This window comes from Allobosea sp. 10N428, from assembly GCF_056394545.1.
The window spans coordinates 103,775-127,517 of the sequence record NZ_JBFTIC010000010.1; the positions used below are offsets into that span (position 1 = coordinate 103,775).

Sequence of the window (23,743 nt, forward strand, 5' to 3'; positions counted from 1 at the left end):
ATCGTTCTGCTGGCCAATCAACACAATCACGACCGTCAATTGGCCAATCACCAGGAAACTTCCGTGGATTTTAACCCTCTCGTCCCCTTTCCACGCGTGCTAGAACAGCCCCAGACGACGGAACCGTGCCCACGTGACAGCCTCCTCCACAACGCCCGCGCTCGCCCTCTCCGACATGTTGCACGACCCGGAGGCGGGCATCGCGAAGCTGTTCGAGGCGGCACGGCGCAAGGACAAGGCGGAGAAGCGGCAGTTGCTCGTGGCCGGGCTGCGGCAGTTGCTAGAGGACGGCCGGGTTTCGGCCAAGGCAATCCTGACGGGTCCGCGCGGCGGCCTCGCCTGCGCGCACCGGCTCTCGGCGGTGATGGATGCCGTCGTCATCGGGCTGCACAAGGCCGCGGCCTCTTATTTCTATCCGGCCGACAACCCCTCGCAATCGGAGCGGATCGCGGTCGTCGCCGTCGGCGGCTATGGCCGCGGCACGCTGGCGCCGGGCTCCGACGTGGATTTGCTTTTCCTCTTCCCGCACAAGCAGACGGCCTGGGGCGAGAGCGTGGTCGAATCCATGCTCTATCCGCTCTGGGACCTGAAGCTGAAGGTCGGCCATTCCGTACGCTCGATCGACGATTGCGTGCGCGAGGCGCGGGCGGACATGACGATCCGCACGGCCTTGCTGGAAGCGCGTTTCCTGGTGGGCGACCGGGCGCTGTTCGACGAGATGACCCGCCGCTTCAATGCCGAGGTGGTGGAGGGCACGGCCGCGGCCTTTACCGAGGCGAAGCTCGCCGAGCGCGAGACGCGGGTGCAACGGGCCGGCGCCTCCCGCTATCTGGTCGAGCCGAACGTCAAGGACGGCAAGGGCGGGCTGCGGGATCTCAACACGCTGTTCTGGATCGCCAAATACTCCTACCGCGTCGACGACGTGCGCGAGTTGGTCGCGGCCGGGCTCTTCGACGAGGACGAACTGCAGATGTTCCAGCGCTCGGAGGAATTCCTCTGGCGCGTGCGCTGCTGGCTGCATTTCATCACCGGACGCGCCGAGGAGCGGCTCTCCTTCGACCTGCAGCGCCAGGTCGCCGCCGCCATCGGCTATGTCGGCCGCAGCGGCCAGGCCCCCGTCGAGCGCTTCATGAAGGCCTACTTCCTGATCGCCAAGGACGTCGGCGACCTCACCGCCATCGTCTGCGCCGCGCTGGAAGCGCGCCAGCAGAAGCCGCGCGCGACGCTCTCGCGGCTGTTCGACACCCTGGCGAAGCGCAAGCGCGAACGCTCCCTCGGCCATCGCGACTTCAAGCTGACGAGCCAGCGCCTCAACGTCGTCGACGACAGCGCCTTCGAACGTGATCCGGTCAATCTGCTCAGGCTCTACGAAATCGCCAGCCGCGAGGATCTCGCGATCCACCCCGGCGCAAGCCGTCTGGTGACGCAATCGCTGAGGCTGGTGACGCCGGGCTTGCGCAACGACCCGGAAGCCAACCGCATCTTCCTCGAAATCCTCACCGCCCGGCGCTCGCCGGAGGTTGTGCTGCGTCGCATGAACGAATCGGGCCTGCTCGGCCGCTTCATCCCGGATTTCGGCCGGGTCGTGGCGATGATGCAGTTCAACATGTACCACCACTATACGGTGGACGAGCATCTGATCCGGGCGATCGGCGTTCTCGCCGAGATCGATGCCGGCGCGCTCGAGGCGGAGCACCCGCTCGCCAACGAGATCATGCCGACCATCGCCAACCGGCGCGCGCTTTATGTCGCGCTGTTCCTGCACGACATCGCCAAGGGGCGGCCGGACGACCATTCGCTTGCCGGTGCCCGCATCGCACGCAAGCTCGGCCCGCGCTTCGGCCTGACCAGCGCCCAGACCGAGACGGTGGCGTGGCTCGTCGAGCACCATCTCGACATGTCGACCGTGGCGCAGAGCCGCGACCTCGGCGACCCCAAGACGATCGAGAGCTTCGCCGCGACGGTGCAGACGCTGGAGCGGCTGAAGCTGTTGCTCGTTCTCACCGTGGCGGACATCAAGGCAGTCGGCCCCGGCGTCTGGAACGGCTGGAAGGGCCAGTTGCTGCGCACCCTCTATTACGAGACCGAGCTGGTGCTGGCCGGCGGCCATTCGGCCGTCGAGCGCAAGGCACGGGTCACCGTGAAGCAGGACGCGCTGCGCCAGCGCCTGGCGGATTGGAGCAGCGAGGAGCGCGACGCCTATATTGCGCGCCATTACCCGGCCTACTGGATCAAGGTCGATCCCGACCGCCAGGAGAAGCACGCCCGCTTCCTGCGCGAGGCCGAGCAGGCAGGGCGGACCACCGCGACCATCGTCGAGACCGACCAGTTCCGCGGCGTCACCGAGCTTACCGTTCTCGCGCCCGACCATCCGCGGCTGCTCGCCATCGTCACCGGGGCTTGCGCGGCGGCCGGCGGCAACATCGTCGACGCCCAGATCTTCACCACCAGCGACGGGCTCGTGCTCGATACCATCTCGGTTTCGCGCGCCTTCGACCGCGATGACGACGAACTGCGCCGCGCCGAGCGGATCGCGGCTGCGATCGAGCGGGCGCTGAAGGGCGAGATCAAGATCGCCGATCTGGTGGCCCAGCGCCGGGCGCCGCCGCCCCGCGGCCAGACCTTCCAGGTGCAGCCCGAGGTCATCATCGACAACGTGCTCTCGACGCGCCACACCGTGCTGGAGGTCTCCGGCCTCGACCGACCGGGGCTGCTCTACGATCTCACCACCGCAATCGGAAAGCTCAACCTCAATATCGCCTCGGCCCATATCGCGACCTTCGGCGAGAAGGCGGTCGACGTGTTCTACGTCACCGACCTGACCCATGCAAAGATCGTCTCGACAGGACGGCAGCTCTCGATCCGCAAGGCGCTGCTCGACGTCTTCACGCTCGAGGCCGAGAAGCCGGCACCCACCAAGGTCAAAATGCCAGCTCGCGCTTGATTTAACGGGCTATAAGGCCGATATCCGGCACGAACGCGGCAGCGCCCCGACGTGACCGGCCCCGGCTCGGCAAGGAGCGGCGCAGCCAGCCAGACAAAGGGACCTGAAGACACAATGACGCAGAACCCTGCGACGCAAGACCCCAATCTCGAAGCCGCGGCCGATGCCCCCGAGCAGGCCGCGGCCACCGAGGGCACCGAAGCCCTGGTCGCGAAGCTCCAGGCCGAGCGCGACGACCTCAAGGACAAGCTGCTGCGCACCCTGGCCGAGATGGAGAATCTGCGCCGCCGCACCGAGCGCGAGATCGCCGATGCGAAAGCCTATGCGGTGACGAGCTTCGCGCGCGACATGCTCGGCTCCTCGGACAATCTGCGGCGCGCCCTGGAAAGCATGCCGGAGGGAGCCCTGACGACGGCCGATGCTGCCACCAAGGCACTGCATGAAGGCGTCGAGCTGACCGAGCGCGAGTTGCTGAAAACGCTGGAACGTCACGGCGTGCGCCGTATCGACCCGCAGGGCGAGAAGTTCGACCCGCACCTGCACCAGGCTATGTTCGAGGCGCCCGACGCCGCGATCGCCAAGGGCCTCGTCTCGAAGGTGGTGCAGGTCGGCTACAAGATCGGCGAGCGCGTCCTGCGCCCGGCGCTGGTCGGCGTCTCGGCCGGCGCGCCGAAGGCTGCGGAACCGCCGGCCGGCGACGCACCCAAGCACTGACGCCGTGTTCGAGGCCGCCGGCGTCGCCATCTTCGCGCTGACCGGCGCGATCGTCGCGGCCCGCAAGGGGATGGACCCCTTCGGCTTCATCCTGCTGGCGACCGTGACCGGCGCCGGCGGCGGCACGTTGCGGGACGTCCTGCTCGGGAACAGCGCGTTCTGGGTGAACGACCCGTCCGATGTCGCGGTCTGCGTCGTAGTGGCGCTCAGCGCCTGGACGACGGCCTATTTCCGGCCCGGGCTCCTCGAGGGCTGGGCCGGCCGCAAGGTGCTGATCTGGGCCGACGCGGCCGGGCTTTCCCTTTTCGCCGTCGTCGGCACCTTCAAGGGACTTTCGGCCGGCGCGCCGGTCCTGTCAGCCGTGGCGCTCGGGGCCATGACCGCCAGTTTCGGCGGCATCCTGCGCGACATTCTGGCCGGCGACAGGCCGATGGTGCTCTGGAGCCGCGATTTCTATGTCACCGCGGCGACAGCCGGAGCGGCCGTCACAGCCCTGCTGGTGGGGCTCGGCGTTCCGACCGCGGTCGTCATGCTGGGCGGCCTGACAGCCGGATTCGGGCTCAGGGCCGGCTCGCTGCTGTGGGGCTGGGCATTCCCGGGCCTGCCCGGAAAACTCTAGGCCTTTGTTTTATCGTGTTTTCTTCGCACGTCCCGGCATCCGGCTCACGCGAAACGCTCCGGGTCAGGGCTTCGTCACGCGCCTGAGCGTCAGATTGATCCGCCCGCCTTCCGGCAGAAGCGTCGAGGAGCCGGAGAGGATGCGGTCGATGCCGTGATAGGCGAGCCGCGCCTCGCCGCCGAAGAGCAGCACATCCCCGGAGGACAGCTTGAGCGAGGTGGTCTTGCCGCCGCGCTCCGTGCCGCCGATGCGAAAGATCGCGGCGTCGCCGAGCGAGACCGAGAGGACCGGGGCATCGAACTCCTGCTCGTCGCGATCCTGATGCAGCCCCATCTTCGCGTTGCTCGCATAGAAATTGACGAGGCAGGCCTCCGGCGGATGAGGATAGCCGGAGAGTTCGCTCCACAGATCCAGCAAAGGCGCCGGCATGATCGGCCAGGGCTCACCGGTCTCCGGGTGTTCCGGCTGATAGCGATAGCCGCTGCTGTCGGAAACCCAGCCGAGCGGGCCGCAATTGGTCATCCGCACCGAGAAGGGTTTGCCCGTCTTCGGCATGCGCGGCTGGAAGAACGGTGCCTTGCGGGCTACCGCGCGCAGCTCCGCCAGCAGCGCCGCCTGCTCCACCGGGGCGAGCTTGCCCGGCCAATGGACGACGCCCGGCGCGACGACGAGGCGGGTCATGGTCAGAGCGTATCGAGGCCGAGCACGTCGGCCATGGAGTAGAGGCCGGGCGCCCTCCCTCGCCCCCAGAGCGCGGCCTTGACCGCCCCCTGTGCGAACAGGCTGCGATCCTCGGCGACATGGGCAAGTTCGAGCCGCTCGCCCGCGCCGGCGAAGATCACCTTGTGATCGCCGACCACCGTGCCGCCGCGCAGGGCGGCAAAGCCGATCGTGCCGGGCTCGCGTGCGCCGGTGATGCCGTCGCGCACGGCGACGCGATGCTGCGCCAGATCGACGGCGCGGCCTTCCGCGGCCGCCTCGCCCAGCAGCACCGCCGTTCCTGACGGCGCATCGACCTTCATGCGGTGATGCATCTCGAGGATCTCGATGTCCCAGTCCGTGCCCAGGGTCGCCGCGACCTTGCGCACCAGCGCCGCCAGCAGGTTGACGCCGAGGCTCATATTGCCGGAGCGGATGATCGGGGTGCGGCGCGCGACATCGGCCAGCCGGGCGAGATGCGCAGGCTCCAGCCCGGTCGTGCCGACGACATGCAGGATGCCGGCCTCGGCAGCGAGATCGGCGAAGGCCATTGTCGCTTCCGGCGCCGTGAAATCGAGCACGCCATCTGCAGCGGCGAAGGCGGCGGCGGGATCGCTCGTCACGGCAATGCCGAGCGGAGGCAGACCGGCGAGCACGCCCGCATCCGTTCCAAGGGCAGCGGAGCCCGGCCGCTCGATGGCCGCCACCAGCCGGCAGCCTTCGGCCTGCGCGATGGTACGGATCAGCATCCGCCCCATGCGCCCGGCGGCTCCGACGACAACGAGACGCATGTCACTCATGGCAGGCAGGCTCCGGGCTCCTTCGACGGCAAAGACGCCATGACTTGGCCAGTATCGCAATAGGCCGGCTTCCGCCAGCGCAACACCCGAAAGCCGCGCAAAGCAAAACGGCCGGGTTGCCCCGGCCGTTCTGGTTTCTCGCGCGATAGCGGATCAGGCCGCCTGCTGGATACCCGAGAGCTTCCACGCGCCGCCACGCTCGCGCAGGAAGGTCCAGTATTCCTTGACCTCCTGGGTCTGCGCCGGGTTGCCCTCGACGACCTGGCCGCTCTTGCGATCGTAGAGCGCGTTGACCAGGCTGAAGCGCATCGCGACGGTGGCATAGTCGGCACCGCCCTCGTGCCAGGCCTGCGACAGGTCGCCCTGCAGCAGCTTGACGTCGGAGACGCGGTCGGCGACGCCGCGACGGGCATTCGCCGTCAGGTCCTCGTCGAAATAGCCGAACATTTCCGGCGTGGTGCGCTGGCGCAGGCCAGCCTCGTCTTCGTTCGAATAGGCGGTGTTGATCTCCCCGAGCAGACGCTCGAAGCTGTTGAAGTCCTCGCCGGTAAGTTCGATCGGCTGGGGCTGCGCCGCGGCAGCGCCTCCGCCGAAGCCGCCCATGCGGGCCGCGGCAGGCTGGGGCGCATCATAGCCCTGACGGGCATAGGGCGCGCCCGCGCCGGCGAGCTGCGGCTCGGAGCGGCGACGGAAGAAGCGGATGGCGAGCATGATGATGCCGGCGACCAGCGCGATCTGCAGCAGGAAGCCGAGCATGCCGGCCAGCGAGGCCAGACCGCCGAAGAAGCCGGAGCCGGAGAGCAGGCCGAACAGGCCGGCGCCGAGCAGACCGGCGCCGATGCCCATCATCATATTGCGCGCGAAGGACGGACGGGCGGCCTGCGCCGCAGCCGCGCCGGCCGAGGGGCCAGCCATGGACGGCGCCGGCGAAGGCGCCGTACGCTGGAACGTCTGGGCGCCGCCCGGCGTCGTGCTCGTCGCAGGCGGCGCGCTGTTGGTGAACGACCCGCGGCTGCCCGAGCTGCGGCCGCCGCCCGGACGGGCTTCGGCAACGAGCGGCACGAGCATCAGGGCCCCGACGACCAGGGCGACGGCACGTCCACGACGGGCGAGCGAAATCAGAGACATTGTTCCTCCCGGAGCCCTCCATGGGCCCACCGGCTCCGAATATGGAGAGCGATCGCGATCCACGCAAGCCCTCGCCCGGCTAACAGACTGAAATCTCTTACTCTTTCAAATCAGTGCATAATTATTCGTCGTGATCGGGCCTGCGTGGTAAACTCCAGCGTCATCCCGCCAAGCAGGGAGAGTGCCATGACCGGATCCGGACCGAGGCCTCACCGACACAGGGCGTTGAGCTGGCTGCTCGCCCTCGCCGTGCTGCTTCTGATCAGCGAGGCGGCCGCCGCCGCCGAGCCGGCCATCGCGCTCGATCGGCCACGCCTCGCGCAGGCGCCGGAACCGCTCTGCTTCTGCTGGAACAACGGCCGCAAGATCGCGGAAGGATCGAACTCCTGCATTCGGACAACCCAGGGCAGCCGGCTGGCGACCTGCGGAAGGGTGGTCAACATGATGTCCTGGCAGATCACCGAGACCCCCTGCCCCGAAAGCTGACGCGCGCGGGCGGGACAGCGGCATCGAAACAAAAACGCCGCCGGGATTTCCCGGCGGCGTCGCTTCTCATGGCTCTTGTGGTCTTAGCGACTTCGAGACTGACCTCGTCAGAACGCTCCCAGAACGATCGCCATCATGAACACGAAGGCCGCACCCATGATCCATCGGTCGAGACGTAGCGTGATACTCATCACACCCTCCTCCTGTCATTGACCTGTCGCGGAAGCTAGCAGAACTGACGGGGGCCGCAAGGGGGCGAGACCGTGGCCGTGCGACGGCGGAGGCTAGATCACCCTTAAAACTTACTTAAAGCATTGATTAGATTTGGGGATATTTCGCAAGACAAAATGTCACGGAAACGTCTTGCCATACCCCTCGCCTTGCCGGCGCCACGTTTGTCCACCGGGCCTCGCCGGCTGATCTTCACCGCAACTGAGAACCTCGGCCGGGCGGCACAGGGAGCCCATAGTTAACGCGCGCGCAGCCCGAATTAAGGACCGATTCACCACCCCGCCAAAGTTAATCGGGCTGTGGCGGCCGGGGCGCAGCCGGTTGAGAAACCGTTCACCAAACGCTTCGCATTTGATAGGTCATGCGACGCGCAAAACTCGCCCTCATCGCACTGGGACTGGCCGGCGCAGCCGGCCTGGCCGGCTGCGGCAAATTCCAGAAGCCGCAGCGCGCTCCCTGGCGCGACCAGGCGGAAGCAACCTGCATGGCCGCCGGCCAGGTGCAGATTTCGAGCTATGTCAGCCTGCGTGGCAAGGCGATCGACGGCCCCGGAATCTGCGGCATGCAACAGCCGCTGAAGGTGACGGCCCTGCAGAGCGGCAGCGTCAGCCTGACGAGCCCTGCCCTGCTCGCCTGCCCTGTCGTGGCGACCACTGACCAATGGTTCGCCGAGGTCGTGCAGCCCGCCGCCATGAACATCCTCGGCGCGCAGGTCATCGAGATCCGCGCCGGCTCCTATTCCTGTCGCGCGATGAACAACGGAACCTATACGACGCGCACGTCGGAGCACGCCTATGGCAATGCCGTCGACGTCTTCTCCTTCCGGCTGAACGACAACCGCGTCGTCACCGTCAAGGATGGCTGGCGCGGCTCGCCCGAGGAACAGAACTTCCTGCGCGAGATCTTCGTCGGCGCCTGCACCTATTTCGGCACGGTGCTCGGCCCTGGCGCCGATCCGATGCACTATGACCACCTCCACATCGACCTCGCCCGCCACGCCAAGGGCCGGCACATCTGCAAGCCGATCATCAAGTACACCCCGAACTACAACCTGCCGCCGCCGGACCCGGCCAGGCCCTACTCCTCGGCGCAGAACGCTCCGGCGTCTCAGCGCGGCAACGCACCGGCCGCCACTGCCTATGCCGCCGGGCCGCTGCTGCGCCAGCCGAGCGACGGCCTGCGGCCGCCCGGAGCCGTGCAAGGTGGCTACCCGGTCGCGAACAACGGGCGGGGCCAGGACCACAGCCTCGACGCACAGCAGCGCTTCCTGGACCAATACGACGCGCGGCAGCGGCAAGGGCGCTTTCAGCCCCAGCCCTTGCCGAGCGAGGCGCGCGGGCCGCTCACGCTGCCCGGTGCGGTCGAGCCCTCGGAGGAGGAGGCCGTTCTCGGCGATGGCGGCGGCGGGGGCGTCGTCGACCAGCAGGGCTCCGAGGAGGCTCTGCCGATCAGCCCCGAGCGCGACCCCTTCGCCTACAGCTCCGGGCGCACCACGGCGAGGCGCTGAGGCCAGACCTAGGGCGAGACGAGCACCTGCCGGCACTCCGGCGGCAGGGCATCGAGCGACATGGGTGGCTTGGGTTTGGGTTTCGGACCCGGCTTGGGCTTGGGCGGGTTGAAGATCGCCTGGCGCTGGCGCTCGACCCAGCCGCTCAGCTCCGCCCCGCAGCCATCGCCGAAATTCGGCGGCTCCTGGCCCTGGCAACTCGCCATGCCGGCCGGGCAGGCCATGCGGATGTGGAAGTGATAGTTGTGGCCCCAGATCGGCCGGACCTTCTCGAGCCATGTCTTGTCGGCTCCAGCCTCGCGGCAAAGCGCGACCTTGAGCGCCGGATTGACGAAGATGCGCTCGACCCGGGGCTCGGCCGCAACGGCCTTGATCAGGCGGGTATGCGCCGGGGTCCAGTTGCGCGGATCGACGTCGCGCCAGTCGGAACGGGCCATGTTGACCGCCGGCATGTTCTCGCGCTCCTCGCGATCGAGCCGGCCCTTCGGCATCGGCGTCAGCCAGACATCGGCATCGAGCCCGATCTGGTGCGAGGCATGGCCGGTGAGCATCGGACCACCGCGCGGCTGCGACATGTCGCCGACGAGAAGGCCCGGCCAGCCGGCGATGCGAGGCACGTCGCGGGCGAGCTTTTCGAGATAATCGATCAGGACCGGATGGCCCCAGTTGCGGTTGCGGTTGAGCCGCATCACCTGCCAGCTCGGCCCATCGACCGGCAAAGCTTCGGCGCCCGCGAGGCAGCCGCGGGCATAGGAGCCGATGGCGCGCGCCTGCATGCTGGCCGGCGTGGTCTTCTGGCCGAAGAGCGCGCGAGCAGCGTCGGGATAGGCGGCGATGTTGGCAGCCCGCGTCTTCGCCTCCTGATCGGCGGTCGACTGTGCGAGGCTGGCGGCCGGCAGGAGAACCAACGACGCGAGCAGGGCGGCGATTCGGGAGGTGTTGCGCATGGCTGCAGAATCGCCGCGACCTTCGACGGCGGTCAAGCGCGATAGCTGGACAAGCGGCGCGACGGATTGCAGCCTTGGGGCAAGGCGACGCAGAGCGCCCTCTCAGGCGCGCGCCGACCGCGCCGGAATTTACGCCCGTCGCGGAGACGGCGCCGGGCTTCGACGTCTTCTCCTGGCTCGCGCTGTTCGCCCAGCGAAGACGCCGCCGCCGTCGATCATTGCTAAAATCCAGGCCGACACCAAGGCCGCGATCGCCAACCCCGCCGTCAGGTCGAAGATGGATCTGCTCGCCGAACGCGCCGACCGGAGCCAGGCAGAAACGGCCAGCTCCCTGCAATCCGAAATGAAGAAATGGGGCGACCTGATCCGGGATGCCGGCATCAAGGCCGAATAATCCCTGGGGCATCTCTTCGGAACCGGCGGTTTCCCGACGGCGTTTCCCGCTAGACCGCGCCCCGCAGGGGCGCCGATTTACGGGAGATTGCCATGTCCACTCTTCTGATCGTCCTGCTCGTCATCCTGCTGCTCGGCGGCGGCGGGTATTATGGCCACCGCAGCTACGGCACCGCCGGCCTCGGCGGCGTGCTCGGCCTCGTGCTCGTCATCGTGCTGATCCTGTGGCTGCTCGGAGCCATTGGCGGTGCGCCGATAGCGTAGGTACGCCTGTGTTCGGCAGGGAACGCGACGACCCAGGCGTCAGGCGCGGTTGTCCCAGACGGCGACGGCAGCGGCCAGATCCTCCAGCGCGACGCCGACCGATTTGAACAATGTGATGCCGCCACCCTCGATCTGGCCGGCGATCCGCCCATGGCAGAGATCGGCGAGGGTGCCGGCGACTTTGTCGGCGCTGTAGCTGCCCTCGGCAATCGCCACGGCGACGTCACCGCCCTCGTCGATCGCCTTGCTGGAATCGACGATGACGCGCGCGCGATGCAGCGCATCCGCATCGGCCTCGCGCATCTGCATGGTGAAGCCGCCGATGAGGTCGAGATGCGCCTCGCGCTTCAGCCAATGGCCGTGGATCAGCGGTTCGGTCGCGTTGGTGGCGCAGGAGATAATGTCCGCCATGCGGGCCTCGCCTTCGAGGTCGGCGGTGGCGCGGGCCTCGATGCCGTCCTTCGCCAGCTCCGCGACGACAGCCTCGGCGGCTTCCGGACGGCGGGCCCAGATCGCGATCTCCGTCAGGGGCCGGACCGCGCGATGCGCCTTGATGATGAAGGGCGAAAGCGCACCGGCGCCGACCATCAGCATGCGGCTGGCTTCCGGATTGGACATATAGCGCGAAGCCAGGGCCGAGGCCGCGGCGGTACGCCAGGTCGTCAGGCGGTTGCCGTCCATCACCGCAAGCGGCGCGCCGGTTTCGCCGTTCATCAGCAGATAGGCGCCCATCACGCCCGGCAGGTTGCGGCGGCCGTTGCCGAAGAAGACCGAGACGATCTTCGTGCCGATATAGGGCTTGTCGACCTCCGGCCCGCTCCAGGCCGGCATGGTCAGCAGGATGGCATTCTCTTCTTCCGGCCGCTCGATCGCGTACTGGCCACGCTTGGGCGCAATGACCTCGCTGCGGAAGGCATCGTCGAGAATGTCGATCAGGGCGGGATAGCTCAGGGCCGCGTCGATCTCGGCCGCATCGAAAAGGCGCATCAATTACGTCCGCTGGTCAGGGCCGGCAGGGCAGAATCGGGAACGGCGGAGCGCAGGGCCTGCGTCTCGGAGCGCAGGGCCTCGACCTCGCGCCGGTTGCGGCGCGCGGCCTTGCGGTGCTTGCGCTGGGCAATCCAGGACGCCAGTCCGCCGACGAGGACGCCGACGGCGATCGCCGCCAGCACCACGGCAAAGAGCGGCAGCTCGTAGGAAAGCGCCGGCAGGTCACGGCTGAAGGGGTCGAGCGAAACCCGCACCGGGGCACGGTTCGCAACTGAAAACAGCACGATCAGCAGCGCGACCGGAACGAGCACCAATGCCTTGAGGAAGGCTTTCATCGCGATCTCCGTGCGACAGGAACGGCCGGCCTAAGGCTCAATCTTTGCCGTTGAGGCGCAGCCGCAGCTCCTTGCCCGTCTTGAAGACGGGGACGAACTTCTCCTCGACCTCCACCGCATCGCCTGTGCGGGGGTTGCGGCCGACGCGGGCGGAGCGCGCCTTGCGCGAAAAAGCGCCGAAGCCACGCAACTCCACCCTGTCGCCACGTGCGAGAGCCTTCACAACCTCGTCCAGGATGGCCGAGACGATGTTCTCGATGTCGCGCTGATAAAGGTGGGTGTTCTGATCAGCAATCCGCTGAACGAGTTCAGACTTAATCATCGCCGGAGTATAACCATTTGTATCAACATCACTTTTCAGCGGCAGGCTGCCAGAGCGCCAAGGGCGCGTCAAGCCGCAAGCCGACCGGCTGGTCGGCTGCCCGTGCAATCGTCGCCGCCAGGGCCTCCAGCCCCGCGCCGCGCGCCATCGCCTCGGCCAGGCTCCAGAGGCCAAAGGACGAGGATTCGCTGCGGCGACGCCAGTCCTGCACCTTGAGATCCTTGGCGACGCCCTTTTCGCGCTCGAGCCAGGTGATCGCTTCGGCCTCACCGCCGATCTGGTCGACCAGCTTCAGCCCCAGCGCCTGACGGCCGGAATGGACCCGTCCATCCGAGACGGTCGCCAATTCGGCATCGGCGAGGTGACGGCGGTCGCGGACCATCTGCTTGAACCAGGCGTAATTGTCGTCGACGACGCGCTGCAGCGCCTCGCGTGCCTCCGGCGAGGTCGGCTCGAAGCCGCTGGGCGCCGCCTTAAGCGGGCTCGATTTGATCGACTCGACCTTGACGCCGACCGTGTCCAGCAGATGCGAGACATTGGGGAATTGGAAGAGCACGCCGATGGAACCGACGAGCGAGGTCTGGCGCGCGACGATGCGGTCGGCGCCCATCGCGGCGATATAGCCGCCGGACGCGGCGACGCCATCGACCACTGCGATCATCGGCTTCTTGGCCGCCAGTTGGCGCAGCGCCGTATGTAGTGCCTCCGAGCCGGAGGTGGTGCCGCCGGGGCTGTCGACCCTGAGCACGACGGCGGAGACGGCGCTGCTGTCCTCGACAGACTTGATCAGATCGAGCGTGCGGCGATCGCCGGAGATGAAGCCGGAGACGGTGATGCGCGCGATATGCGCGCTCGACAGACTCACAGGGCTATCGCCCCTCCAGGCGAGGCCGCCGACCACCGCGGCGACGATCACGCCGAGCACGGCGAGCACGCGCCAAAGCGTCAGCTTGCGCCGCAGGCTGCGGCGATCTGCGAGCAGATCTGCGTCGGACGACATCGGGCACTCCTGGCGGCTGTGGGTCCGTGATGTAGACCCGCCATGCCGGGCGGGCAAGGCGCGAGCTTGGCCTTTAGGCCGCGACGGAGGCGCGCGCCCGGTCGAGCGCCAGCAGCGCGAGGCCGCTCGCGACCGAGCGGAAGGCATCGCCGATATGGACTTTCCCGGCGCCGAAGCGGCGATCGAACAGGCGACGCACCGCCGGAACATAGGAGGTGCCGCCGGTCATGAAGACCGCCTCGATGCGATCTCCGCCAAGCCCTGCCTCGGCCAGCGCGCGGTCAAGCGCGGCTTCGATCGCACCGACGTCCTCGGCGATCCAGCGCTCGAAATCGGTCCGGCGGATCGCCTTCTCGATGACGACGCCCATCTGGCTGAAGCTCAGCGTCGTCATCTCGTTGTCGGAAAGCGCGACCTTGGTTGCGGAGACAGCGCGGTAGAGCTCGTAGCCGAGATCGTATTCGATCACCGTCAGCAGGTCCTCGAGCTTGGCCGGCTCGACCGCCTCGCGGATCAGGGCGTTGAGCTCGGCCATGGTCTCGCGGCTCTTCATCAGCGAGAGCTTGTGCCATTGCGCGAAGGCGGCGTGATAATGGGCGGGCACCGGCAGGAGCTTGTCGAAGGAGCGGTACTCCGTGCCCTTGCCCAGCGCCGGCGAGACCGCATGCTCGATGATGCGGTAGTCGAAGGTATCGCCGGCGACGCCGACGCCGGCATGCGAGAGCGGGATCGCCTCCAGCCCGCCATTGCGGCCGGGCTCGAAGCGCATCACCGAGAAGTCGCTGGTGCCCCCGCCGAAATCCGCGACCAGCATGGTCTGCGGTGTCTTGAGGTCACGGGCGTACCAGTAGGCGGCGCCGAGCGGCTCATAGGCGAAATCGACCTGCTCCATGCCGGCCTTGCCGTAGGAGCCCTTGAGGCGGCCGACCGCCAGTTCCTCGTCGGGGCGCTCGCCGGCGAAGACGACCGGGCGGCCGGAAACCAGCGGCAATTCGTCATGGCCGGGCAGGTCCGTCGTCAGGTCGGACAGGAAGACGCCGATCAGATCCTCCAGCCGGAAGAGCTTGCCGAACAGGCGCGTCTCCTGAAAGGCGCGGCTCGAAAGATGGGTCTTGAGCGACTGCAGGAAGCGATGCTCGGTCGTCATGCCCAGCGCCATGTCGAGCGCATCGGGCCCACTCACATGGGTGATGCGGGTCTCAGGGGGACGCCCCTCGCGCCAGAACATCAGCGCCGAGCGGTAAGCGTCGACCGCGCCCTGCCTGGTGGCGAAGGAGCGTGTCATGACCGAGCCGTCCGCTCCCGCCAGCGCGACGACGCTGTTGGTGGTGCCGAAGTCGATGCCGATGGCGGCGGGGGTCATGGCGAGTTCCTCGTGTGGCGTCATGGTCGGGGTTGACCCGACCATCTCGGAAACCAGCGGACTCTGGTCACGAGATTCTCGGGTCTGCGCTTCACTCCGCCCGAGAATAACGGGCAGGACCGAAACAAAAGCCCGCGCGGATCGCTCCGCGCGGGCTGTCTTGAATGTCCGGCCGCTTTCGCAGCCGAAACCTCACTTCTTGTCGGTGGCCTTCTTGAGGGCCGCGCCGAGGATGTCGCCGAGCGAGGCGCCGGAATCGGCGGAGCCGTACTGGGCCATCGCTTCCTTCTCCTCGGCCATCTCCAGGGCCTTGATCGAGACCTGGATCTTGCGGGCCTTCTTGTCGAAGAGCACGACGCGGGCGTCGATGCGCTCGCCGGCCGCGAAGCGCTCGGGGCGCTGCTCGGAGCGATCACGCGCCAGCTCGGCACGCTTGATGAAGGTCATCATGTCGGTGTCGGCGATCTTGACGTCGAGACCGGACTCCTTGACCTCGACCACCTCGCAGGTGACGATCTGGCCCTTCTTGAACTCGCCGGCATCCACGAAGGGATCGCCGCCGAGCTGCTTCAGGCCGAGCGAGATACGCTCCTTCTCGACGTCCACATCGAGAACGACGGCCTGCAGGACGTCGCCCTTCTTGTATTCCTCGATGACCTGCTCGCCGGGACGGTTCCAGTCGAGATCCGAAAGGTGGATCATGCCGTCGATGTCGCCTTCAAGGCCCAGGAACAGACCGAACTCGGTCTTGTTCTTGACCTCGCCCTCGACCGTCGAACCGGCCGGGTGCTGCTCCGCAAAGAGCTCCCACGGGTTGCGCAGGGTCTGCTTGAGGCCGAGCGAGATGCGGCGCTTGACGGGATCGACCTCGAGGATCGCGACGTCGACTTCCTGCGAGGTCGAGACGATCTTGCCGGGGTGGACGTTCTTCTTGGTCCAGGACATCTCGGAGACGTGGATCAGGCCTTCGATGCCCGGCTCCACTTCGACGAACGCGCCGTAGTCCGTGATGTTGGTCACGCGGCCCTTGAGGCGGGTGCCGACCGGGTAACGCTCGGCGATGCCATCCCACGGATCGGCCAGCAGCTGCTTGATGCCGAGCGAGATGCGGTGCGTGTCCTGGTTGATCTTGATGATCTTGACCTTGACCGTCTGGCCGATGGTCACGACCTCGGACGGGTGGTTCACGCGGCGCCACGCCATGTCGGTGACGTGCAGCAGGCCGTCAATGCCGCCGAGGTCAACGAACGCACCGTATTCGGTGATGTTCTTGACGACGCCGTCGATGACCTGGCCCTCTTCGAGCGAGGCGACGAGCTCGGAACGAGCCTCGGCGCGAGTCTCTTCGAGGACGGTGCGGCGCGACACGACGATGTTGCCGCGGCGGCGATCCATCTTGAGGATCTCGAAGGGCTGCGGCTGGCCCATCAGCGGGCCGACGTCGCGGATCGGACGGATGTCGACTTGGCTGCGCGGCAGGAAGGCCACGGCGCCGTCGAGATCGACGGTGTAACCGCCCTTGACGGTGTTGAAGATCATGCCGGTGACCTTCTCGCGGGCCTCGAAGGCCTTCTCGAGCTTGACCCAGCTCTCTTCGCGGCGAGCCTTGTCGCGCGAGATGACGGCTTCGCCGAGCGCGTTCTCGATCCGGTCGAGATAAACCTCGACCTCGTCGCCGACGCCGATCTCCTGCTCACGGCCGGGGCCGGTGAATTCCTTGAGCGCGACGCGACCTTCGGTCTTCAGACCGACGTCGATGATCGCCATGTCCTTCTCAATGGCAACGACCTTGCCCTTGATGACGGTACCTTCCATCGCCTCATTGCGGGCGAAGGACTCTTCGAGAAGGGCGGCGAAATCCTCGCGACCCGCGCTGTAGCTCTCAACTGCAGACATGTAATCTCCTGGGAGCCGGCCGCGTATCCCGCGGATGTCCGGCTTGGGCGCCTGGGCTAGTGTTGCGTTCCAGACCGCGACCGTCAGCTTCTCCTTTCGGAGGAATCCCGCCCCGACATATCGGGGCCGGAGGCGCCGTGCCGCCGGTTCGATCCGTATCCAAAGAGCCCGCTTCCAGCACGAAACGGGAGCAGGTCTCGAAGACCGCCCCCGGCGCATGATCGATCACGGCCCTTCGGACAAGGGCGATGTAATCCACTCCAGCCGTCAGAGCAAGCTTTCTGCCGCTTTTCCGAGGTCTCCGGCCGTGCCAGTGTGCATGCTCCGGGGCCGGCACAAGGGGAGCTTTGCATGGGCTGGGTCATTCTGGGGCTGATCGTGGCCATCGTCGCCTATGCGATCATGACCTATAACGGGCTCGTCACGATGCGGCAGCGCGTCAACCAGGCCTTCGCCGACATCGACGTCCAGCTCAAGCAGCGCCACGACCTGATCCCCAACCTCGTCGAGACGGTGAAGGGCTACGCAACGCACGAGAAGTCGACACTCGACGCGGTGATCGCCGCACGCAACGCGGCACAGGGCGCGAGCGGCGTGCACGACAAGGCTGCTGCCGAGCAGCAGCTTTCCGGCGCCGTCGGGCGGCTGCTGGCGCTGGGCGAGGCCTATCCCGACCTCAAGGCCAGCGCGAACTTCCAGCAACTCCAGGTCGATCTCGGCAATGTCGAGGACAAGCTGGCCGCGGCGCGGCGCTTCTTCAACAATGCGGTGGGCGAGTTCAACGCGGCGATCCAGGCCTTCCCGGCCATGCTCTTTGCGCCGCAGATGGGCTTCACGCAACGCGAATTCTTCGATGTCGGCGAGACCGCACGCGCCCAGATCGAGGTCGCGCCGAGCGTGAAGTTCTAGCGCAAGACTGCCGGCGGCAGGGGGAGCGGCTGCGATGGCCCAGGCCTTCGGGCTCTATACCCACCAGCGCAACAACCGGATCAGGTCCAACCTCCTGATCGCCGGGCTTTTCCTGCTCGTCTATCTCACCGCCTGGGGGCTGTTGCTGATCGCCTATGGCTATGGCGGCGTGCCGCGCGGACAAACCGTCTTCGGCGAGGCGAACCGCATCTTCCGCTCCTGGTTTCCCTTCGTCACGCTGGCGACGATCCTCTGGGTTTTCATCGGCTTCCGCATCAACGTCGCGCTGATCGGCGCCGTGACCGGCGCCAGGGGCATCGGGCGCGAGGACAACCCCAAGCTCTACCGGATGCTGGAGAATCTCTGCATCTCGCGTGGCCTGCCGATGCCGAAGCTCGCGATCGTCGAGAGCGACGCGCTCAACGCCTTCGCCAGCGGCGTCAACGACAAGCAATTCACGGTCAGCGTCACCAGCGGGCTCCTCGCCCAGCTCAACGACGCCGAGGTCGAGGCGGTTCTCGCCCATGAGCTGACCCATATCCGCAACGGCGATGTCCGGTTGATGGTGGTCGCCGTGGTGATTGCCGGCGTCGTCTCCTTCATCGGCGAGATCGTATTCCGCGGTTTCGGCCGCAGCAGGATCAGGGTCTCGTCGGACGATTCCAAGAAGGGCAACGGGCTGGCGATCGTCGTCGGTGTCGCGGTGATCGCGATCTCCTGGTTCCTGGCCATTCTGATCCGGCTGTCTCTGTCGCGCTCGCGCGAATATCTGGCCGATGCCGGAGCGGTCGAGCTGACCAAGAATCCGGATGCGATGATCTCCGCCCTGCTCAAGATCTCCGGCCGGGCCGATATCGAGGGCGTTCCCTCCGGCGTGATGGACATGTGCTTCGAGAACGATCCGGACGATTTCGCCGACCTGTTCTCGACCCACCCTTCCGTCACCAAGCGCGTGCAGGCGTTGATCGAGACAGCGGGCGGGCGCATGCCGGAGATGCCGCCGCACCCGCCCAAGCTCGCCGAGCGTCAGGACCTGCCGACCATGGTCGAGGAGACGGTGGCGCGCGGCCCCTGGTCCCGCCCGCCGCAAGCGCCCGGCCAAGGCTGATCAGGCGACGACCAGCTTCGCGGGGTCGATTTCGAAAACGACGGGGAAGAAGGTGCTCCAGCGGTTCCAGCGCTGCGTCCCGGCCTCGCTGACCGCCCAGAGCTTGCCATCCGGCGCGCGGCCGAGGTCTTCGATGCCGCCAGGGGCCGCGTAACGCGCCAGAACCGCGCCGGTGCGGCTGTCGAGCCTCGAGAGGAATGCGGGTCGATTGCCGGCGCTCTGCGCTATCCAGATGCTTCCGTCATCGTCGAAAGTTGCGCCCTGCGCGAAGAGCGGCAGCGGGACGGTCGCATCCGCATCCGCCAGGCCGATCGCCGCCTCGCTCCCGGACAACACCCGCGCGACCGGCACGGCATGGAGGCTGGGCGTGCCCTCCCGGCGGAAGGGGCCGAACCAGAGCCTGTCGCCGGATGCGGCAAGGAACGAAGGGCCCATCGCCTTGTCGACGCGCGCCTCCTTCAGCGGAACGCATTCCCCGGTGCGGCAGGATTCCCTGAAATCGAGAGCGAGCAGGCGCCCCGAATTGGCAACGAACAGCGTGTCCTTGACCATGGCGAGGCCGCCCGGATGGCCATAGGTCGCCGGCAAGGCGAAGCTACCGAGCAAGCGCCCATCGGTACGCGACAGGCGAAAGAGCTGGGACGGACCATTCTCCTGATCACGCTCGCTGCTTCGATAGGCGGCGATCAGGATCTCGTCCCGATAAACCGTCAGCCCCTGGGGAACGTAGCCTTCGTTCAGCCCCGGAGACCAATAACGGCGACCGATGGCAGGCTCGTTGGGCACGGCGCTGAGTTCGCGCGTGTCGTAACCCGGCGCATCGCCCGGCAAGGACGGACGCGCCAGCGCAGCGGGAGCCAGGCATAGACCTGCCCCCGCCGCCAAGAGACGGCGGCGATCGACGATCACGGTTTCAGCGCCCGTCCTGCGCCCATTCGAGCGCTTCCTCCAGCCGATCGTCGCCCCAGAACAGCTCGCCATCGCCAGCGACGAAGAAGGGCGCGCCGAAGATGCCGATCGACTTGGCATATTCGATCTCGGCCCGCAGGCGCCCCTTGGTCTCCTCACTGCGGGAAAGCGGCATGGCGACGCCGGGCTCGCTGCCCGCTTCCTTCAATGCCGCCGCAAGCACCCCCTCCTCGGAGATGTTCTTTCCTTCGCAAAACTGGGCCCGGAACAGCGCCTTGGAGAAGGCCGGCGTCCACCCCGCATCGCGGCCAGCCAGAGCCAACCGCGTCGCGGCCAGCGAATTCTGGGGAAAATTGTCGGGCTTGACGAAGCCGAGCCCCTGCCGCCGAGCGCGCCGAGCCGTGTCGCGCCACATATAGCGGCCCTTGCTGGGATAAAGAGCGAAGGGTGAGGTGTTCAAGCCTTGCGCAGCAAAGATCGGCCCCAACAGGAAAGGCCGCCAGCGCAACATCACGCCGGCCTGCTCGGCCAGCTTTTCGATTCTGAGGGCGCTCAGGCAGGAATAGGGCGACGCGAACTCATACCAGAAGTCCAGAACGGGACGATTCGGCATTCAGCCTCCGAACAAGTCGTCATCTCGTGTCGCGCATCGCCGAGCCTGCGCCCTCCGAAGCACGACCGCAAGCGCCGCGAATGGGCGCCTGTGGAATGGAGGGACGACGCGCTCGCCCACGTCGATCCATCACCGGACGACGCGGGATCGATCAGAAGGTTCCGATTGCTTCGCCCCGAACCCTGCGATAGTGCGCCATTGCGTCCGAAACGCGGCCCATGGGGGCTGCCAGAAGGAAATTGAACAGATGGCTGACAGCAGCGTGAAAAAGGTCGTCCTCGCCTATTCCGGCGGTCTCGACACCTCGATCATCCTCAAATGGCTGCAGACCACCTATCGATGCGAGGTCGTGACCTTCACCGCCGATCTCGGCCAGGGCGAGGAACTCGGGCCGGCGCGCGACAAGGCGCTGCTGCTCGGCATCAAGCCCGAGAACATCTACATCGAAGACCTGCGCGAGGAATTCGTGCGCGACTACGTCTTCCCGATGTTCCGCGCCAACGCCGCCTATGAGGGCGTCTATCTCCTGGGCACCTCGATCGCGCGGCCGCTGATCGCCAAGAAGCTGATCGAGATCGCCGAGAAGACCGGCGCCGACGCCGTCTCCCACGGCGCCACCGGCAAGGGCAACGACCAGGTCCGCTTCGAGCTCACCGCCTATGCGCTCAAGCCCGACGTCGTGGTGATTGCGCCCTGGCGCGAATGGGACCTGCGCTCGCGCGAGCAGCTGATCGCCTTCGCCGAGCAGCACCAGATCCCGATCGCCAAGAACAAGCGCGGCGAAGCGCCCTTCTCCGTCGACGCCAACCTGCTGCACGCCTCCTCGGAAGGCCGCGTGCTGGAAGATCCGGCGGTCGAGGTTCCAGATTATGTCTATTCGCGCACGATCTCGCCGGAAGACGCGCCGGACACCCCGACGATCGTCACCGTCTCGTTCGAGAAGGGTGATGCGGTCGCGATCGACGGCGTGAAGCTCTCGCCCGCGACGCTGCTCGCCAAGCTCAACGATCTCGGCCGCGACAACGGCATCGGGCGGCTCGACCTCGTCGAGAACCGCTTCGTCGGCATGAAGAGCCGTGGCATGTACGAGACGCCCGGCGGCACGATCCTGCACGCGGCGCATCGCGCGATCGAGTCGATCACGCTCGACCGCGGCGCGGCGCATCTCAAGGACGAGATCATGCCGAAATATGCCGAGCTGATCTATAACGGCTTCTGGTTCTCGCCGGAGCGCGAGATGCTGCAGGCGCTGATCGACAAGAGCCAGGAATTCGTCACCGGCGACGTGCGCCTCAAGCTCTACAAGGGCGGTGTCCACGTCATCGGCCGCTCCAGCGACTACTCGCTCTACGATCAGGACCTCGTCACCTTCGAGGAAGGCGCGGTGGCCTATGATCACCGCGACGCAGCGGGCTTCATCAAACTCAACGCCCTGCGCCTGCGCACGCTGGGCCAACGCAAGAAGAAGCTCGGTCTCTGAGCCCTGCCCACGGAAGCCCGCCCAACGGCGGGCTTCTTCTTTTGAACCGACGGCCTCCTGAAGCGTTCAGCACTCTCCATTGTCGATGTGAGTGCTCCTGCATGCTCCCCTGCCTCGCCGCCGTTCTGATCTCCACCGCACTATCGGCTCCCGCCTTCGCACAAGAAGTCCCTCCGAAGAGCGAGAAGCCGGCGACGCCGGAAATCGCGACCTGCAAGGCAGCGGCGCTCCAGACGCTGCATTCCAGGGAACCGGCGATCAAGGACATCTATATCGATGAGGACGGCACCACGGTCGCGGTATCGGAATCGAAGATCGAGACCATTCCGGTTACGCGCATCGTGATGGGCGAGGCCTATCTCCGGACCGACCGCTCCGACAAACCCCGCCGCTTCCTCTGCCTTCTCGGCGAGAACAGCAAGGTGCTGCTGACCTTCTTCACCGCGCGCTGAAGCCGCATCCGATCGCGTCGGGTTCGATCGGCGCTTGCCCTGGATACCCGGCCTGATCGGCTTGGATCGGCGGCAAAGCGCGCCGCCCCTAGGGCTCGTCGATGACCTCGGTCGCAGGGCGATCATGGCCGTCAGCCAACTCCTGACGCCACTGGCCATCCTTGTCCTGATAGACGATGCCATCGGTGTGGCCAGCGACCGTCTGGCGTGCCGCTGCTCGCGTGGCGGCCTTCAGCGCCGCCTCATGCGAACGGAATGTTTCCGACAACACGTCGCCGACCTTATAGGCCCACCCGCCATCGTGCTCGACGATCTGGTACCTGACCAGGGCCATCGCATGTCCTCCTACCGATCCGGAAAGAACGATGGTCCCGTCGCAGAGTTCCGTCTACTCCCCGTTGCCGCTGTCGGCGGCACGCAGGCTTTCGAGCGTCGGCATCGAAGTGATGTGATAGCCGGCGTCGATGTGGTGGATGTCGCCTGTGACGCCACCCGACAGGTCAGAAAGATAGTATAGCGCCGAGCCGCCGATCTCATCGAGCGAGACCGATTTGCGCAGCGGCGAGTTGGCCCGCTGCCAGGACAGCATGGCGCGCGCATCCGAGATGCCGGCACCGGCCAGCGTCCGCACCGGCCCGGGCGAGAGGGCGTTCACGCGGATGCCGCGCGGGCCGTAGTCACCGGCGAGATAGCGCACGCTCGCCTCAAGCGCCGCCTTGGCCACGCCCATGACGTTGTAGTTCGGCATGATCCGAGTCGAGCCGCCATAGGTCAGCGTGATCATGCTGCCGCCCTTCGGCATGCGATCTGCGGCCCGTCTGGCGATCTCGGTGAATGAGAAGCAGGAGATCACCATGGTGCGCGAGAAGTTCTCGCGCGAGGTGTCGGCATAGAGACCCTTGAGCTCGTTCTTGTCCGAGAAGCCGATGGCGTGGACGACGAAGTCGAGCGTGTTGCGTTCGGGATCACCGCCCCAGGCCTCGTCGAGAGCGGCAAAGGTCGCATCGACGGAGGCGATGTCCTCGACATCGCAGGGGATGACGAGGTTGGAACCGAGGCTCTCCGCCAGCGGCCGGACGCGCTTGCCGAGCGCATCGCCCTGATAGGTGAAAGCGACCTCGGCACCATGTGCGTGAAGGGTGCGGGCAATGCCCCAGGCAATCGAGTTCTGGTTGGCGACGCCCATGATGAGGCCGCGCTTGTTATGCATCAGCGGGAGCATGGCACACTCTGGAAGGGATCTTCAGGAACTGGTCGGATGGCGGGAGAAGAGGAAAACGCTCGGCAACTCTGGCTCGTCAAGCCTGAACGGCAGCTGGTGATTGCACGCCCGTTGCACGGGCGGCAAACGCGACGCCGCGCAACTATGATTTCAGCACCGCGCCCGCCGCGGACTTCGACGTCGCGACGGGCACGATCTCGAAGCGGGCAAGGTCGCTCCACCGCAGGACCCATTCCTGYAACAGAGCGACATCGTCGCATTCCATGATCTGGAAGCAGCGGCCAAGATCGGCGGCAACCCAGCTTTCAACGTAGCGCAAGCCTTCCGGCGCCATACGCCCGCGCTCCTGGAAGCGGGCATAGACATCCTTCACGCGGGCCTGATCGAAATGCTCGATCACCATGAAGAGCAT

The 23,743-nt window shown here is 66.7% G+C and carries 26 protein-coding genes; 11 read left to right on the top strand and 15 right to left on the bottom strand.

Annotation, left to right across the window (positions count from 1 at the left end):
• Positions 1-175 precede the first annotated feature (175 nt).
• From AC1DDA_RS23765 to AC1DDA_RS23775, 3 genes are all read left to right on the top strand, one after another.
• Positions 176-2,944 (top strand): [protein-PII] uridylyltransferase, encoded by a 2,769-nt coding sequence (locus AC1DDA_RS23765; protein WP_476797688.1) that lies wholly within the window; start codon positions 176-178, stop codon positions 2,942-2,944.
• Positions 2,945-3,058: 114 nt separating this feature from the next.
• Positions 3,059-3,658, top strand: a complete 600-nt coding sequence (gene grpE, locus AC1DDA_RS23770; RefSeq protein WP_441513611.1) for a nucleotide exchange factor GrpE — start codon at positions 3,059-3,061, stop codon at positions 3,656-3,658.
• A 4-nt stretch (positions 3,659-3,662) separates the two neighbouring features.
• On the top strand, positions 3,663-4,277 hold the full coding sequence (locus tag AC1DDA_RS23775) for a trimeric intracellular cation channel family protein (RefSeq protein WP_476797642.1): 615 nt from the start codon (positions 3,663-3,665) through the stop codon (positions 4,275-4,277).
• A gap of 63 nt (positions 4,278-4,340) precedes the next feature.
• On the opposite strand, the gene AC1DDA_RS23780 is transcribed toward AC1DDA_RS23775, so the two are convergent.
• The 3 genes from AC1DDA_RS23780 to AC1DDA_RS23790 form a co-directional block, all read right to left on the bottom strand.
• Complete coding sequence (locus tag AC1DDA_RS23780) at positions 4,341-4,958, bottom strand: alpha-ketoglutarate-dependent dioxygenase AlkB family protein (RefSeq protein WP_476797643.1); 618 nt, start codon at positions 4,956-4,958, stop codon at positions 4,341-4,343.
• A 2-nt stretch (positions 4,959-4,960) separates the two neighbouring features.
• Complete coding sequence (gene dapB, locus AC1DDA_RS23785) at positions 4,961-5,767, bottom strand: 4-hydroxy-tetrahydrodipicolinate reductase (protein WP_476797689.1); 807 nt, start codon at positions 5,765-5,767, stop codon at positions 4,961-4,963.
• A gap of 162 nt (positions 5,768-5,929) precedes the next feature.
• Positions 5,930-6,904: a Tim44 domain-containing protein gene (locus AC1DDA_RS23790; protein ID WP_476797644.1), complete on the bottom strand. Its 975-nt coding sequence runs from the start codon at positions 6,902-6,904 to the stop codon at positions 5,930-5,932.
• Between the two features lie 186 nt (positions 6,905-7,090).
• Between AC1DDA_RS23790 and AC1DDA_RS23795 the strand changes: the two genes are divergently transcribed.
• Positions 7,091-7,390, top strand: coding sequence for a hypothetical protein (locus AC1DDA_RS23795; RefSeq protein ID WP_476797645.1), 300 nt, complete (start codon positions 7,091-7,093; stop codon positions 7,388-7,390).
• 592 nt (positions 7,391-7,982) lie between these two features.
• Positions 7,983-9,128, top strand: a complete 1,146-nt coding sequence (locus tag AC1DDA_RS23800) for an extensin-like domain-containing protein (RefSeq protein ID WP_476797646.1) — start codon at positions 7,983-7,985, stop codon at positions 9,126-9,128.
• Between the two features lie 8 nt (positions 9,129-9,136).
• Here the strand turns inward: AC1DDA_RS23800 and mepA are convergent, their stop codons facing one another.
• Positions 9,137-10,075, bottom strand: coding sequence for a penicillin-insensitive murein endopeptidase (gene mepA, locus AC1DDA_RS23805; RefSeq protein WP_476797647.1), 939 nt, complete (start codon positions 10,073-10,075; stop codon positions 9,137-9,139).
• Between mepA and AC1DDA_RS23810 the strand changes: the two genes are divergently transcribed.
• Entirely contained in the window at positions 10,065-10,469 is a 405-nt protein-coding gene (locus AC1DDA_RS23810; RefSeq protein WP_476797648.1) for a hypothetical protein, read from the top strand. The two genes, mepA and AC1DDA_RS23810, sit on opposite strands and share 11 nt — an antisense overlap.
• Positions 10,470-10,561: 92 nt before the next feature.
• A complete protein-coding gene (locus tag AC1DDA_RS23815) occupies positions 10,562-10,732 on the top strand; it encodes a DUF3309 family protein (RefSeq protein ID WP_441513604.1) in 171 nt (56 codons plus the stop codon).
• 39 nt (positions 10,733-10,771) lie between these two features.
• Here AC1DDA_RS23815 and lhpI read toward each other — a convergent pair whose 3' ends face one another.
• From lhpI to rpsA, 6 genes are all read right to left on the bottom strand, one after another.
• Positions 10,772-11,719 carry a bifunctional Delta(1)-pyrroline-2-carboxylate/Delta(1)-piperideine-2-carboxylate reductase gene (gene lhpI / locus AC1DDA_RS23820; protein WP_476797649.1) on the bottom strand — a complete coding sequence of 316 codons (948 nt, stop codon included), beginning with the start codon at positions 11,717-11,719 and terminating at the stop codon, positions 10,772-10,774.
• A complete protein-coding gene (locus tag AC1DDA_RS23825; RefSeq protein WP_441513602.1) occupies positions 11,719-12,057 on the bottom strand; it encodes a LapA family protein in 339 nt (112 codons plus the stop codon). The genes lhpI and AC1DDA_RS23825 overlap by 1 nt, the downstream gene beginning before the upstream one ends.
• Before the next feature lie 37 nt (positions 12,058-12,094).
• Positions 12,095-12,379, bottom strand: a complete 285-nt coding sequence (gene ihfB, locus AC1DDA_RS23830; RefSeq protein WP_441513707.1) for an integration host factor subunit beta — start codon at positions 12,377-12,379, stop codon at positions 12,095-12,097.
• Positions 12,380-12,407: 28 nt separating this feature from the next.
• On the bottom strand, positions 12,408-13,379 hold the full coding sequence (sppA, locus tag AC1DDA_RS23835; RefSeq protein WP_476797650.1) for a signal peptide peptidase SppA: 972 nt from the start codon (positions 13,377-13,379) through the stop codon (positions 12,408-12,410).
• Positions 13,380-13,452: 73 nt separating this feature from the next.
• Positions 13,453-14,742: an Hsp70 family protein gene (locus AC1DDA_RS23840; protein WP_476797651.1), complete on the bottom strand. Its 1,290-nt coding sequence runs from the start codon at positions 14,740-14,742 to the stop codon at positions 13,453-13,455.
• A 192-nt stretch (positions 14,743-14,934) separates the two neighbouring features.
• On the bottom strand, positions 14,935-16,638 hold the full coding sequence (gene rpsA / locus AC1DDA_RS23845; protein ID WP_441513599.1) for a 30S ribosomal protein S1: 1,704 nt from the start codon (positions 16,636-16,638) through the stop codon (positions 14,935-14,937).
• 351 nt (positions 16,639-16,989) lie between these two features.
• On the opposite strand from rpsA, the gene AC1DDA_RS23850 reads away from it, so the two are divergent.
• Together AC1DDA_RS23850 and AC1DDA_RS23855 are read left to right on the top strand one after the other, a co-directional pair.
• Entirely contained in the window at positions 16,990-17,547 is a 558-nt protein-coding gene (locus AC1DDA_RS23850; protein ID WP_476797652.1) for a LemA family protein, read from the top strand.
• 34 nt (positions 17,548-17,581) lie between these two features.
• Entirely contained in the window at positions 17,582-18,655 is a 1,074-nt protein-coding gene (locus tag AC1DDA_RS23855; protein WP_476797653.1) for a M48 family metallopeptidase, read from the top strand.
• On the opposite strand, the gene AC1DDA_RS23860 is transcribed toward AC1DDA_RS23855, so the two are convergent.
• Both AC1DDA_RS23860 and AC1DDA_RS23865 read right to left on the bottom strand, forming a co-directional pair.
• Positions 18,656-19,564: an NHL repeat-containing protein gene (locus AC1DDA_RS23860; protein WP_476797654.1), complete on the bottom strand. Its 909-nt coding sequence runs from the start codon at positions 19,562-19,564 to the stop codon at positions 18,656-18,658.
• A 4-nt stretch (positions 19,565-19,568) separates the two neighbouring features.
• Complete coding sequence (locus tag AC1DDA_RS23865) at positions 19,569-20,177, bottom strand: 2-hydroxychromene-2-carboxylate isomerase (protein ID WP_441513595.1); 609 nt, start codon at positions 20,175-20,177, stop codon at positions 19,569-19,571.
• Positions 20,178-20,424: 247 nt separating this feature from the next.
• On the opposite strand from AC1DDA_RS23865, the gene AC1DDA_RS23870 reads away from it, so the two are divergent.
• Both AC1DDA_RS23870 and AC1DDA_RS23875 read left to right on the top strand, forming a co-directional pair.
• Positions 20,425-21,657, top strand: a complete 1,233-nt coding sequence (locus AC1DDA_RS23870; RefSeq protein ID WP_476797655.1) for an argininosuccinate synthase — start codon at positions 20,425-20,427, stop codon at positions 21,655-21,657.
• 101 nt (positions 21,658-21,758) lie between these two features.
• Positions 21,759-22,109 carry a hypothetical protein gene (locus AC1DDA_RS23875; protein WP_476797656.1) on the top strand — a complete coding sequence of 117 codons (351 nt, stop codon included), beginning with the start codon at positions 21,759-21,761 and terminating at the stop codon, positions 22,107-22,109.
• Between the two features lie 88 nt (positions 22,110-22,197).
• On the opposite strand, the gene AC1DDA_RS23880 is transcribed toward AC1DDA_RS23875, so the two are convergent.
• From AC1DDA_RS23880 to AC1DDA_RS23890, 3 genes are all read right to left on the bottom strand, one after another.
• Complete coding sequence (locus AC1DDA_RS23880) at positions 22,198-22,443, bottom strand: DUF2188 domain-containing protein (RefSeq protein ID WP_441513593.1); 246 nt, start codon at positions 22,441-22,443, stop codon at positions 22,198-22,200.
• Positions 22,444-22,497: 54 nt separating this feature from the next.
• Entirely contained in the window at positions 22,498-23,331 is an 834-nt protein-coding gene (gene fabI / locus AC1DDA_RS23885) for an enoyl-ACP reductase FabI (protein ID WP_441513592.1), read from the bottom strand.
• Positions 23,332-23,473: 142 nt separating this feature from the next.
• Positions 23,474-23,743 (bottom strand): DUF3303 domain-containing protein, encoded by a 270-nt coding sequence (locus tag AC1DDA_RS23890; protein ID WP_476797657.1) that lies wholly within the window; start codon positions 23,741-23,743, stop codon positions 23,474-23,476.